The 12,371-nt window shown below is 64.2% G+C and carries 11 protein-coding genes; 8 read left to right on the plus strand and 3 right to left on the minus strand.

Features of this window, described 5'->3' with window-relative positions; all coding sequences use genetic code 11:
• Positions 1 to 221: 221 nt before the first annotated feature.
• Together RN629_RS16445 and RN629_RS16450 are read right to left on the minus strand one after the other, a co-directional pair.
• Complete coding sequence (locus RN629_RS16445; protein ID WP_407036203.1) at positions 222 to 2,558, minus strand: TonB-dependent receptor; 2,337 nt, start codon at positions 2,556 to 2,558, stop codon at positions 222 to 224.
• Between the two features lie 236 nt (positions 2,559 to 2,794).
• Entirely contained in the window at positions 2,795 to 3,538 is a 744-nt protein-coding gene (locus tag RN629_RS16450) for a 2-oxo acid dehydrogenase subunit E2 (RefSeq protein WP_407036204.1), read from the minus strand.
• 127 nt (positions 3,539 to 3,665) lie between these two features.
• Here RN629_RS16450 and RN629_RS16455 point away from each other — a divergent pair, with 127 nt between their 5' ends.
• The 8 genes from RN629_RS16455 to RN629_RS16490 all read left to right on the plus strand — a co-directional run bounded on the left by RN629_RS16455 (position 3,666) and on the right by RN629_RS16490 (position 11,820).
• Positions 3,666 to 4,634 (plus strand): thiamine pyrophosphate-dependent dehydrogenase E1 component subunit alpha, encoded by a 969-nt coding sequence (locus RN629_RS16455; protein ID WP_407036205.1) that lies wholly within the window; start codon positions 3,666 to 3,668, stop codon positions 4,632 to 4,634.
• Positions 4,631 to 5,662: an alpha-ketoacid dehydrogenase subunit beta gene (locus RN629_RS16460; protein WP_407036206.1), complete on the plus strand. Its 1,032-nt coding sequence runs from the start codon at positions 4,631 to 4,633 to the stop codon at positions 5,660 to 5,662. The genes RN629_RS16455 and RN629_RS16460 overlap by 4 nt, the downstream gene beginning before the upstream one ends.
• 2 nt (positions 5,663 to 5,664) lie before the next feature.
• The gene (locus RN629_RS16465) at positions 5,665 to 5,898 is read left to right on the plus strand and encodes a biotin/lipoyl-containing protein (protein ID WP_407036207.1); all 234 of its coding nucleotides are present in this window, start codon (positions 5,665 to 5,667) and stop codon (positions 5,896 to 5,898) included.
• Between the two features lie 30 nt (positions 5,899 to 5,928).
• Positions 5,929 to 7,572: an AMP-binding protein gene (locus RN629_RS16470; RefSeq protein WP_407036208.1), complete on the plus strand. Its 1,644-nt coding sequence runs from the start codon at positions 5,929 to 5,931 to the stop codon at positions 7,570 to 7,572.
• A gap of 67 nt (positions 7,573 to 7,639) precedes the next feature.
• A complete protein-coding gene (locus RN629_RS16475; RefSeq protein ID WP_407036209.1) occupies positions 7,640 to 8,791 on the plus strand; it encodes an acyl-CoA dehydrogenase family protein in 1,152 nt (383 codons plus the stop codon).
• An 11-nt stretch (positions 8,792 to 8,802) separates the two neighbouring features.
• Complete coding sequence (locus RN629_RS16480) at positions 8,803 to 9,966, plus strand: acyl-CoA dehydrogenase (protein WP_407036210.1); 1,164 nt, start codon at positions 8,803 to 8,805, stop codon at positions 9,964 to 9,966.
• A 68-nt stretch (positions 9,967 to 10,034) separates the two neighbouring features.
• The gene (locus RN629_RS16485) at positions 10,035 to 11,414 is read left to right on the plus strand and encodes an aromatic ring-hydroxylating oxygenase subunit alpha (RefSeq protein ID WP_407036211.1); all 1,380 of its coding nucleotides are present in this window, start codon (positions 10,035 to 10,037) and stop codon (positions 11,412 to 11,414) included.
• Between the two features lie 109 nt (positions 11,415 to 11,523).
• Complete coding sequence (locus tag RN629_RS16490; protein ID WP_407036212.1) at positions 11,524 to 11,820, plus strand: EthD domain-containing protein; 297 nt, start codon at positions 11,524 to 11,526, stop codon at positions 11,818 to 11,820.
• 78 nt (positions 11,821 to 11,898) lie between these two features.
• On the opposite strand, the gene RN629_RS16495 is transcribed toward RN629_RS16490, so the two are convergent.
• Positions 11,899 to 12,345, minus strand: a complete 447-nt coding sequence (locus tag RN629_RS16495; RefSeq protein WP_407036213.1) for a hypothetical protein — start codon at positions 12,343 to 12,345, stop codon at positions 11,899 to 11,901.
• Positions 12,346 to 12,371: the final 26 nt, after the last annotated feature.

The following is a 12,371-nucleotide window of genomic DNA, read 5'->3' on the forward strand; positions in this document are numbered from 1 at the left end:
TCTTGGGAAAGAACGGCCGAAGCCGCTTCATCTGATCGTCCGTCAGCCAAAACAGGTCGCTCATATCGGTCTCCTTGCGGAGCCTGAATCAGATCACGGCGCTCACATCAATGGGTCCTGACCCTAGTTGTCGGGGGGGCGTTCGCACTGAACCGGGGATAGTCGGTCCAGTGCAGACCGGCATGCATGACCGCGCATACAAGAAAAAAGGCCATGGGCCATCAGAACAGGAAACGGACCTCCGCACCATAGATGCGGGGGCGCCCCGCATTGACTGAGTTCACACCGAATCCAGTGCTTGCGGGCAGGCCGCCGGTAAAATACTGGCGGTCGAAGATATTGCGGACATAGGCAGATATCGTCGTGCCGGATCCCAGCGCATCCTCCCAACTGAGCCGCGCATTCGCCAGGGCGTAACCCGGAATGCGCGTCCCCGGAGCGTAGCTGTCCGCCAGATTGGAGAAATAGAAGCTCGTCTGTGCGTACACATCGCCGCGCAGCGCGACCGCGCCTTGCGGGAGTGCGTGCCGCACCTGCGCATATGCCGATCCGGACCATCTGGATACGTCGCCATAGGGGCCGTAGGTGATGGGAATGCCAAATGCGATCGCCGTGGGGTCGGTGAAGCGGGCATCGGTGTAGGTTCCTGCGGCACCGATATCGAGCCATGGCGCGGGGCGTGCGGTGATCGCCAATTCGCCGCCCGTGATCTCCGCCTTGGGCACGTTGACGGTTACCAGCGCCGGCGCATTCTGGATAACCTGGAAGATCGCCCGCTGGACGTTATCGACCCATTGGTTGTAGCCGGCGAGCGTCATCGTGAAGGGCATGGTGCCAAGGCGTCCGTTGAACTTCGCGCCGAGTTCGACGTCCTTGCTGGTTTCCGGCAGGAACACGTTTCCGCCGGTCGCGGCCGTCTGGTTGAGCGGGAAGGCGGTGAAGTTGTAACCGCCCGAGCGCCAGCTGCCGCGGTGCGTCGCGTAGAGCAGCAACTCCGGCGTGACCTGATAGTCGAGACTTACCGTCCAGCTCGGCTTGGTGTTGCTCAGGCTCTGGCTGCTCTGGCCAAAGGCCGAACCCGGGCGGTTGCGCCCCTTCACCCGGTCCTCCGAATAGCGAAAGCCGCTGGTCAGGTGGAGCGTGTCGGTGAGGTTGTAGGTGGCCTGCGCAAATCCGGCCAGCGACTTGGTGTTGAGTTCGAAGCTGTAGACCACCGGGACCGTCCCGAAGAACAGCCCGTTTGAGATGAGGCCGTCGGTCTGATTCGAATAGAAACCACCCAGTACGAACGTCAGCTTCCCGTCCAGCAGCTTGCCCTGCAACTGCAGCTCGTCCGAGAACTGGCGGGTGGTGTTCACCTGGCCGATATCCGCTTCGGCATTCTCGTAGATTGCATAGGACGTCCCGTCGTAATCGTTGACGTCGTTGCGGCTCGACTTGTTCCAGCCTACGATGTTTTTCAGGGTCAGGCTGGAGGAAAGATCCACCTCCGTCGTGTTGATGACAAAGCGCGTCTCGGCGCGGTGACGGTTGGAGACGTTGGTGTTGGCCAGGCGATTGCCAAGATCGCGTTGATAGGCCGGATAGGCCTCCAAGCCGCCGGAGAACAGGCGCGGATTGGCCTTGAGGATCGCGGCAAAGGCGGGATTTGCCGGGTTGTAGAGGCATGACGCATCGGATGCCAGCGGACGACCCTGATAGGTCGCGCCGCATGCGTTGACCGTATAAGGAAGGTTGGGAGTATTGGTCCCGCGATCCTCACCATATTGAAAGGTCGTGGTGTTGCGGAAGCCGCCACCCGGCGTCAGCCGCAGCGTCGCGCGGCCCGTCTTGTTCAGATTGTTCCCGCGCTTCGACCCGTCGTACAGATTGGTGATGAAAGCGCCACCGTCGCTGAAATTGCCTGCCAGGCGCAGCGAGGCCCAATCGGCGATCGGCATCGTCGCGCCGATGGTCACCTGATGCTCGTCGAGATTGCCGACCCGCACCGTGAAAAAGCCCTTCGCCTCCCGCCCCGGACTGGCGGTCTGATAGAGCACGGCGCCGCCCGTGGTATTGCGGCCGAACAGTGTTCCCTGAGGCCCTTTCAGCACCTGGACATTCTCCAGGTCGAAGAAAGCCGAAGCGGTGTAGGATACCACTTGGAATTCGTTGATATAGGGCAGCACCGCCGGCGGGGAGTTGGTGTAGACGTCGATGCTCTGGCCGCGAACGGCGAAGTTGAGGATGTTGTTGCCGCCCGACTCGCGGACGGTCAGGCCGGGCACTGCGGCTTGGAGGTCGACTTCCGACCGGATGTTCTGCTGGGCCAGCGCGTCGCTGCTGAGAACCGAGATAGCGATCGGGACCTTGGACAGGCTCTCGTCGCGGCGCCGCGCGGTGACGATGATGTCGCCGCTCGCGGCGTCTCGCGTCGTCGTCTGCGCGGCCCGGGCATCCGGTGCGGGTGTCTCACCTGTTTCGGTTGAGCCGACCTGCTGCGCGCTGACGGCAACGGGGATGACGAGCCCCATTACCAGAGCAGGGGCCGATACTTCGATGGCACGAAGACGCTTCATCCTACCTCTCCTGATGTCGTTCCAGGATCTGTCGTCCTGTGAATATGCAACATTCGTTAGAAAATCGGACTCGTCAAGTCATCGGTGTGGTTCGCGCAGGCGGCCGGGTGCAGGGGCGTTGGGTGGGGCGTGCGCGCGGCCATGCCGGTGCGTCGACCGTCAGGAAGGACGGCGAGCAATCACGCAACGTCCGATGCGGTCGCACGCCTTCAAGGGGGATTCGTGCCCGACGATGGTCAGGCGAAGGTGAGGCCCGCGAGGTGGCGCCCGACCGTGATGACAAAGCGCGCCGCATCGGCGCCGTTGATGACGCGATGGTCATAGCTGAGCGACAGCGGCAGCATCTTGCGCCAGGCCACTTCGCCGTCCGCCCCTGGCGTGGCGCGCATCTGCACCCGGGTCATGCCGACGATTGCCACTTCCGGTGCGTTGACGATCGGGGTGAAACCCGTGCCGCCGATATGGCCGAGCGACGACAGTGAGATGCAGCCGCCGGTCATGTCGGTCATTGGCAGCCCCTTTGTTCGCGCCTTTTCGGCCAGCGCGGCGAGTTCGGTGGCGAGTTCGGGCAACGGACGCGTATCGCAGTCGCGCAGGACCGGCACCAGCAGCCCCGCCGGCACCTCCACTGCCACGCCGACATGGGCATAATGTTTCTCGATCAATTGCTCGCCGCTGGCATCCAGCGAGGCGGCGAACTGCGGATGCTCGGCGAGCGCCAGCGCCAGCGCCTTCACCATCGGGATCACCGGGCTGATGCGATGCGCGGGATGGTCCGCATTCCAGGCAAGGCGCCGTGCCTCGACCTCGGTGACGTCGACTTCGTCATGATGGGTGACGTGTGGGATGCGAATCCAGTTTCGGCCCAGGAAACGACCGACCAGCTGTTGCATGCGCGATCGCTTGCGGACGGTGACCTTGCCAAAGGTCGCGAAATCGTCCGTCGGCCAGTCTGGCAAGGCCTCGATAAAGCTCGTCATGCGGTGTCTCCCCATTCTCGTCGACCAAAATTATAATGAATGTTGCAATTTTTCCAAGTGTCGGCCAGATTGCGTGAAGCAAGTCGGAAAAACATGGTCAGGAGACGTGATGCCATCCGGATCGAACATGCCAGATGCCGCTGCCATGCAGCGCGTCTACGGGCGGATGTCGCTCATCAAGGCGAATGACGACATGATGCGGGCCGCCATTCGCGCGGGGAAGCTGCAGATCATCTATTATTCGCCGCGCGGGCAGGAGGTGATCCCGTCGGCGATCGCCGATCATCTCGACGCCGACGACCGGTTGATCACCATCTATCGCGGGCTTCACGATCAGGTCGCCAAGGGTGTGCCGCTGAAACAGCTATGGGCGGAATATGCCGGCAAGGCGACCGGCACCTGCAAGGGCAAGGGGGGGCCGATGCACATCACCCATCCCGACAGCGGGGTGATGGTGACGACGGGGATCGTCGGATCGGGGATGCCGATCGCACTGGGCCTGGCGCTCGCCGCGCAGATGGACGGCACGCGCCAGGTGACCGTGACCAATTTTGGCGACGGCGCCACCAATATCGGCGCGTTCCACGAATCGCTCAATATGGCGTCGATATGGAAGCTTCCGATCCTGTTCATATGCCAGAACAACCAATATGCCGAGCATACCAGCTACCGCCTGGGTACGGCGGTGGAGGCCATCGCCGAGCGTGCGGCAGGCTATTCGATGCCCGGCATCACCGTCGACGGCAATGATCCGGTCGCGATGTGGAAGGCGGCGGGCGAGGCGGTCGCGCGGGCGCGCGCCGGGCAGGGGCCGACCCTGCTGGAATGCCGCACCTTCCGCTTCCACGGCCATCTGGTTGGCGACGACAGCCATTATATCCCGAAGGAGGACCTCGCCGCCGCGATCGCGGCTGATCCGGTTCCTCTGTTCCGCCGTCGGCTGATCGAAGAATGGGGGGTCGCCGCCGACACGCTGGACGCGATCGATGCTGACAACCAGCGGCAGGTCGAGGAGGCGCTCCAGTTCGCGCTCGACAGCGACTATCCGGCGCCCGAGGAGAATGGGCGCGACATCCTGGCGGAGGTGGCGGCATGAGCCGCGTGACGACCGAGGCGGAGGCGCCGGTGGCCGCCGCCATCAAGCCGCGCAAGATCAACATGCTTCAGGGCATCAATCTCGGCCTGGCCGAGGCGATGGCCGACAGCGAAAAGGTGTTCCTGATCGGCGAGGACATTGCCGACCCGCAGGGCGGCGGCGTGTTCAAGGTGACGCAGGGGCTGTCCGAGCGCTTCGGCGAAAAGCGGGTGCGCTCCACCCCGATCTCCGAGCAGGCGATCATCGGCGCGGCGGTGGGCGCGGCGATCGCCGGCTATCGCCCGGTGGCCGAGATCATGCTGATGAACTTCATCACCGTGGCGATGGACCAGGTGGTCAATCACGCGGCCAAGCTGCGCTTCATGTCGGGCGGGCAGACCCATGTCCCGCTGACCATCCGCATGGCGACCGGCAGCGGCTTCGGCAATGGCGGGCAGCATAGCGACCAGCTCGAGGCTTGGTTCGCCCATACCGCCGGGTGCAAGGTCGTGATTCCGTCGGGACCGGCCGAGGCCGCCGGGCTGATCTACGCGTCGATCTTCGACGACGATCCCGTCATCTTCGTGGAGTCGATCCCGCTTTATTATGTGTCGGGCCCGGCGCCCGCGCCGGGGCAGCGCATCCCGCTCGGCAAGGCGCGGATCGCGCGCGCGGGCACGGACGTGACGCTGATCGGCTATGGCCGCTCGGTTAATGATCTGCTGATGGCCGCGCAGGCGCTGGAGCAGGAGGGCGTCGCCGCCGAGGTGATCGACCTGCGCACGGTAGCGCCGTTCGACGCCGAGACCATCCTGACGTCGGTCGCGAAGACGCGCCGCGCCGTGGTGGTGCACGAGGCGGTGACACCGTTCGGCGTAGGCGCGGAGATCTCCGCGCGCATCCATGAAGAGCTGTTTTCCGACCTCAAGGCGCCGGTGCGCCGCGTGGGTTCGAATTTCCAGCCGGTACCGTTCTCCAAGCCGCTGGAAAGCGACTTCCTCTATTCACAGGCGCAGATTTTCGGCGCCGTTCGCAAGACATTGGGGTAACCATGGCGACGCAGATCATCTTGCCGAAACTGGGCTTTTCGATGGAGGAGGGCATTCTCGCTGAATGGCTGGTGGAGGATGGCGGCCAGGCCGTCGAAGGCCAGCCGCTTTATTCGATCGAAAGCGATAAATCGACGCAGGAGGTCGATGCCCCGGCCAGCGGCACGTTGCGAATCATCGTCCAGGCGGATGGCGAGAGCCACCGGGTCGGCACGGTGCTGGGCGAGATCGCCTGACATGAGCGGCGGATCGCACGGATGATCGAAATGCGCCTTGATGTTAGCGGCTTTCGCATCCGCTGGAACCCGGCGGTGGCCCAGATGGCGGAGGCGTATGGCGACTGGCCGAACCGGACCGTCGCGGAGTTCGCGCGCGATCGCGCGACGGCGCGGCCGGACCGGGTCCAACTGGTCGATGGCGACCGCAGCCTGACGGCGGGCGAACTCTATCTCGCGGCCCGGCGGCTGGCCGGCTGGTTCGAGGCGATCGGGCTGCGGGCGGGCGACGTCATTGCCTTTCAACTGCCGAACTGGTGGGAAGCGAACGTCATCAACATCGCGGCAGCGATGATCGGCGCGGTCGTCAACCCGTTGATCCCGATCTATCGTGACGGCGAGATCGGCTATATGCTCAAGGCGGCACGCGCGAAGCTGATCTTCATCCCCGGCACGTTCCGCAAATTCGACTATGTCGCCATGATGGCCCGGTTGGCGGCCGATCTGCCCGGCGTTCGCATCGTCACGGTGCGTGCCGCCGACGAGCGTTGCGACCGGCTGGAGGACATAGTGTCGACCGCCACGCCGATCGACGGGCCTCGCGCGGTCGATCCCGACGCGGTCAAGATGGTGTTGTTCACGTCCGGGACGACCGGTGCGCCCAAGGGCGTGCTCCATACCCATAACAGCGTTCACGCCGATGGGATGAAGATGGTCCCGGCGTTGGGGCTCGACGATCGCGATTGCGTATTCTGCCCGTCCCCGGTGACCCATGTCAGTGGTTATTTGTGGCTGCTCAATCACCCATGGCTCGCCGACATTCCTGGCATCAGCCTTGATGTGTGGGATCCCGTCCGGGCTTTCGACCTGGTGGAGCGGCATCGCCCTGCGTTCATGCTGGGCGCGACCCCCTTCCTTCAGGCGATGGTCGAGGAGGCGCGCCGTCGCGGCAGCCATCTGCCGTTCCTGCGCCAGTATCTGTGCGGTGGCGCCGCCGTGCCCCCGTCACTAATCCACGAAGCGGTGGAGCTGTTCGAGAATTGCATCGCCTGGCGCAATTTCGGTGCGTCGGAAGCGATGACGATGACCCGTGGCCCTGAAAGCCGAGCCGCGATCCGGCTGGGCGCGGAAACGGACGGACGGCTGCATCACTGCCGCGTCAAGGTCGTCGATCTGGTCACCGATCGGCCGGTGCCGCTGGGCGGGGAGGGCGAGATACTGGTGCTCGAACCCAGCATGGCGGTTGGCTATGCCGATCCGGCGGACAATGTCGATGCCTATGATTCGGAAGGCTATTTCCGCATGGGCGATGTGGTTCGCATCGTCGAGGGCGACCATGTTCTCGTCACTGGGCGCAAGAAGGACCTCATCATCCGCTCCGGCGAGAATATCAGCGCCAAGGAGATCGAGGACGTCGTGATCGCGTCCGGACTCGTTGCCGATGCCGCCATCGTCGGGGTGCCGAGCGTACGTACCGGCGAGGCGGTGTGCGCCTGTATCGTTGCGCATGCCGGGCCGCCGCCCACGCTGGCCGACATTGCCGGCATCGTCGCCGCGGCCGGTCTGGCGCGGCAGAAGATGCCCGAACATCTGGTCGTGCTGAAGGCGTTGCCGCGCACGGCGTCGGGCAAGGTGCGCAAGGACCTTCTGCGCAAGATCGTGTGCGAACCATCGACGCTGGCGTCCGTGGCGTGACCGATATTTGCCAGGGCATGCGCCGCCACCCGGTCGCGGGGGCCGGATCATCCGGGATGGATTTACGATGAAGCTCGCTTATTCCGCCGCCGATCTGGCATTTCGCCAGGAAATCCGCCGGTTCCTGCATGACAATCTGCCGCTGGAACTGGCGGCGGCCGAAGCGCGTCACAGCCATCTGCGTCGAGACAAGACCGATGCCTGGCAACGCGTCCTGGCCAGGCAGGGATGGGCCGTGCCGAACTGGCCGGAGTCGGCCGGCGGGCCGGGCTGGACCCCGGTACAGCGCCATATGTGGGACATTGAATATGGTCGGGCGAACGCGCCCGAATATAACGTCATCGGCGTCGGCATGGTCGGGCCGGTGATCGCGGCATTTGGTGACGAGGCGCAGAAGCGCCACTTCCTCGGCCGGATCATTACCGGAGATCTGCATTTCTGCCAGGGCTTCTCCGAACCGGGGGCCGGGTCCGATCTGGCGTCGCTGAAGACCCGGGCGGTGCGGGACGGGGATGACTATGTCATCACTGGGCAGAAGACTTGGACGAGTCACGCCGCGGATGCGGACTATATGATCTGCCTTGCGCGCACGCGCTTCGAGGGCAAGCCGCAGACCGGCCTGTCGATGTTGCTCGTGCCCATGGACGCGCCGGGCATCACCGTTCGCCCGATCCCCACGATCGACGGGATCGAGAGCGTGAACGAGGTGTTTCTGGACGCGGTGCGGGTGCCCGCCCAGGCGCTGATCGGCGAGCAGGACAAGGGGTGGACCTACGCCAAGTTCCTGCTCACCGCGGAACGAACCCATAATGCCTATCTGGGCATGCTGCACCGGTATCTCGACCGGCTGCGCGCGTTGAAGGGCATGAACGAGGCGTTCCGGCGAAAGGTCGCCATGCTTGCCGTCGATGTCGAGGCCCTGGAATGGTCGGTGCTACGCGTCCATGCGCGCGACGACGAAGCACTGGGCGGCGCGACCGCGTCGGCGCTCAAGGTGACCGCGTCCGACCTGTTATTGCGGGCGAGCAGCATGGAGGTCGATGCCTTGGGCATGGCGGCGATGGTCGAGCCGAGAGGAGGCGACGACGCCCTGGCCTTGTGGATGCGGCGCGAGGCCGAGGGTAAGGTGAGCCAGCTGGTATATTGGCGCGCGGCATCGATCTTCGGCGGGACCAACGAGATCCAGCGGACCATCATCTGGTCCGCGCTGGCACGCTGAGGAGACGAGCCATGCATTTCACGCTCTCCAACGAACAGGCTCAGATCCGCGACAGCGTCGCGCGCATGATCGAGGCGGTCACGGAACTGCCGCGGGACGGCTTCAGTGCCGAGTCCTATGCCCGGACCTGGGGCGTCTTTGCCGGGCTGGGCATAGCCGGGCTCTGCATCGAAGAGGCGAATGGCGGCTTTTCGGGCGCGGCGGAGGATATCATGCTCCTGGCCTGCGAACTGGGGCGCGCGCCGATGAAGACGCCCAGATTCGAGACGATCGTCATGGCTGGGCGTCTGCTGGCCGGTGCCGCATCCGGTTCGGCGACCGGCTGGCGTGATGGCCTGATCGCCGGCGAGGCGCAGATCGCGGTCGCCTTTGCGGAGGGTGACGATCCGGCCGGTCTTTCGGCGCCGACCCTGACGGCGGTGCCCGATGGCGACGGCTATCGGCTGCTTGGCGAAAAGGTGTTGGTGATCGGTGGCGGGACCGCAGACTGCCTTGTCGTCAGCGCCATCCTGCCCTCGGGCGAACTGGCTCTCCTCATGGTCGAACCCTCGCTGCCGAACGTGCAGCGAGCCGATTATCGGCTGGCCGACACCACGCCGGTGGCGGATGTCGATTTCCGCGCGGTGCGCGTCGATAGTGGTGCGTTGCTGGCGCGCGGCGACGCGGCGCAGACGCTGCTCGACGACGCGCGGGCCTTTGCCATCATGGCGCAGTGCGCGGCAGACGTGGGGGGGATGGCCGAAGCGATCAGCCTCACGATCGAGCATTTGAAGACCCGGCAGCAATTTGGCCGGACGCTTGCCGAATTGCAGGTCCTGCAGCACCGCGTCGCCGACATGTTCATCGCTACGAACAATGCCCGCTCCAGCGTCTATGCCGCGACAGCGGCCCTATCCGGCGCGCCTGAGGCACGGCGATCCGCTGCGTCGCGCTGCAAGATCGCCATAGCGCGCGCCAGCAAGGCAGTGATCGGCGAGGCGCTGCACCTCCATGGCGGGATCGGGATCACGACCGAATATCCGGTGGGCCACCTCTATCGTCGCGCGCTGGTCGATGACCAGTTACTTGGCGATGTGGAGCGGCACCTCGCCATGCTGACCCGTGTCGATAGCTGTACCGATGATCTGGCCGACGCCGGCACAATCGGGGAAAAGGCGTGCGCTGCTGCGGCCTGACGGGGTTGCACCCCCCCGGAGAAAGATATAATCTAACGAAAATTATATAACGATCTGGAGAGTCGGTGATGGTCGAAGCCGCTGATATCAAGTTCCCGACGTCGAACGTGCGGGCTGGATACATCCCCAAGGAGAGTTATTTCAGCCCCGAATTCGCTCGGCTTGAGGAAGAACAGCTCTGGCCCAGGGTGTGGCAGATCGCCTGCCGGCTTGAGGAGATTCCCAATCGGGGGGACTTCATCACCTATGACATCGTCGACGATTCGATCACGGTGGTTCGAGTCGACGAGGAGAATGTTCGCGCATTCCACAATGTGTGCCCGCATCGCGGCCGGCGCCTGACCGAAGGGTGCGGGCATGCGACCCAGTTCGCCTGCCGGTTCCACGGTTGGCGTTTCGGGATCGACGGCAAGAACACGCGTATCGTCGATCCGCAGGACTGGGGCGATCTGCTCGAGCCGGGCGCGGCCGACCTGAAGCCGGTGCAGGCTGCGACCTGGGGCGGGGCGGTCTGGATCAACATGGACATGGAGGCCGAGCCGCTCCTGACCTTCCTCGAACCGATGCGCGACTATATCGACAAGTTCGAGTTCGAGAAGTTGCGCTACCGCTGGTACAAGACAGTCATCCTGCAGTCGAACTGGAAGATCGCGCTGGAATTCTTCAACGAATTCTATCACGTTCAGCAGGCGCATCCGCAATTGCTGACCTTTACCGACGATTATTCCAAGAGCGGCGGTTTCGGGCGGCACGGCATGATGTGGTTCGACGCGGAGGGTGCGGTTCCGTTCCGTCGCTCGCCCCGGCTCAATCCCAAGGAAGAACCAGATTATCGCAAGTTTATCCTGGATTTCGTCGAAAACTACAATCGCGATCTTCAGGCGATGGTCACGCCGCGCAATTATGAGGCGACCCAGCGTTTGCGGACCGAAGTGTCCGCCGATGCCTCGCCGACGGAAGTGCTGACCAAGTGGGTGCAGTTCCAGATGGAGGCGGCGGAAGCGGACGGCTCGGGCTGGCCGGCGGATCTCACGCCCGAAGATATCGAGAAATCCGGGCTCGACTGGCACGTCTTCCCCAATACCATCTTCCTGCACGGCACTGTGGACGGCGTTCTGTGGTACCGGGTCCGCCCGAATGGGCATGATCCGGAAAGCTGCATCTTCGACGTCTGGTCGTTGCAACGCTATGGCGAGGGCAAGGCGCCGCCGCTGGAACGGGAGTTCTACGCCGACTGGCGCGATACCGAGTGGCCCAAGATCTATGAGCAGGACTTCGTGAATATCCCGGAGGTCCAGAAAGGGATGCGCTCACGGGTCTTCTCCGCGTCCCGACCCAACCCCGTCCAGGAGGCGGCGATCCTGAACTTCCACCAGCAACTGCGGGAGTTTATGGGGCAGGGGCCCATTGTCGATGACGATATGCAGATTCGGCAGGCGGCGGAATAGCCCGCCTGTGGATCGCCGTCCGACGGGCGGCGGGTTCGCGCGAGGCGCCGTGCCGGTGAACGCGGGGCGTATCGTCCGGACAGGTCTGGATGGCGGAGGGAAGGTGTCTGTGAAGGCCCAGTTTCTCGTGCTGACCAATCCGGTCGCGGGTAAGGAAGCGGATTTTCATCGCTGGTATGATGAAACGCATCTCCGCGAGGTGTGCGAGGTTCCGGGCGTCGTATCGGCGGTTCGCGTGAACGCGGTGCCCGGCGAGCCGCCGGCCTATCTGTCCTGCGCGATCTACACCATCGACGCACCGGTCCCCCTGGCGGTGGTGGAGGAGGTGAAGGCGCGTTGGCGATCGGGCCGCTTCACGCTGACCGATGCAATGGAGGCCGATATCCTCATGCAACTCTACGCCTGACCCATTGCTCGCGTGGACGGGCAGCGGCGGTGCGGCATCGGATTGCACCGCCGCTTGTCCATGCATGGGCCGCACCGCTCAGCGGGGGCTGGTCTGGGTCCCTGAGATGACGCGAAGCACCTCCAGGATGCCGCGCATGATAGCGTAGTCCGACCACGGCCGAGAATTCGGGGAGCAGTGCCGGTAGATCTGAGCCGTGCAGAGTGGCTTGATGCCGTCAGAGATGAAACGACTGAAGGTAATGGAGGCGGAGAATGCCCGCCCTGAGCGGCTGATGGACAATTTGATCTGGACAAGGAAATGCCGCAGGATCGCATCCCCCAAAATATAGGGCGCTGGCCGAGCACGGGAGATCGTCGGCTGTTGGCAGGCGAACAGCCAGGGCCGGGCATGCCGAGCCAACGGCGCGTTTCCGATCGATCGACCCAGCGTTGGCATTTCCGCTGCCTCGATCAGGCCGATCTCAAGATCCGGACCAAGGAGTTGGCTGCCACCCGTGTGCTGCGGGTCCCGACGTATCGACATCCTGCTGTGCCGGGATGGCTCCGCGA

This window comes from Facivitalis istanbulensis, assembly GCF_040560405.1.
Taxonomy (GTDB): domain Bacteria; phylum Pseudomonadota; class Alphaproteobacteria; order Sphingomonadales; family Sphingomonadaceae; genus Sphingomonas; species Sphingomonas istanbulensis.

Excerpts from the sequence above, each read along its gene's own strand:
- RN629_RS16445 (WP_407036203.1), bottom strand. The coding sequence starts at position 2,558 with ATGAAGCGTCTTCGTGCCATCGAAGTATCGGCCCCTGCTCTGGTAATG.
- RN629_RS16450 (WP_407036204.1), bottom strand. The coding sequence starts at position 3,538 with ATGACGAGCTTTATCGAGGCCTTGCCAGACTGGCCGACGGACGATTTC.
- RN629_RS16455 (WP_407036205.1), top strand. The coding sequence starts at position 3,666 with ATGCCAGATGCCGCTGCCATGCAGCGCGTCTACGGGCGGATGTCGCTC.
- RN629_RS16460 (WP_407036206.1), top strand. The coding sequence starts at position 4,631 with ATGAGCCGCGTGACGACCGAGGCGGAGGCGCCGGTGGCCGCCGCCATC.
- RN629_RS16465 (WP_407036207.1), top strand. The coding sequence starts at position 5,665 with ATGGCGACGCAGATCATCTTGCCGAAACTGGGCTTTTCGATGGAGGAG.
- RN629_RS16470 (WP_407036208.1), top strand. The coding sequence starts at position 5,929 with ATGCGCCTTGATGTTAGCGGCTTTCGCATCCGCTGGAACCCGGCGGTG.
- RN629_RS16475 (WP_407036209.1), top strand. The coding sequence starts at position 7,640 with ATGAAGCTCGCTTATTCCGCCGCCGATCTGGCATTTCGCCAGGAAATC.
- RN629_RS16480 (WP_407036210.1), top strand. The coding sequence starts at position 8,803 with ATGCATTTCACGCTCTCCAACGAACAGGCTCAGATCCGCGACAGCGTC.
- RN629_RS16485 (WP_407036211.1), top strand. The coding sequence starts at position 10,035 with ATGGTCGAAGCCGCTGATATCAAGTTCCCGACGTCGAACGTGCGGGCT.
- RN629_RS16495 (WP_407036213.1), bottom strand. The coding sequence starts at position 12,345 with ATGTCGATACGTCGGGACCCGCAGCACACGGGTGGCAGCCAACTCCTT.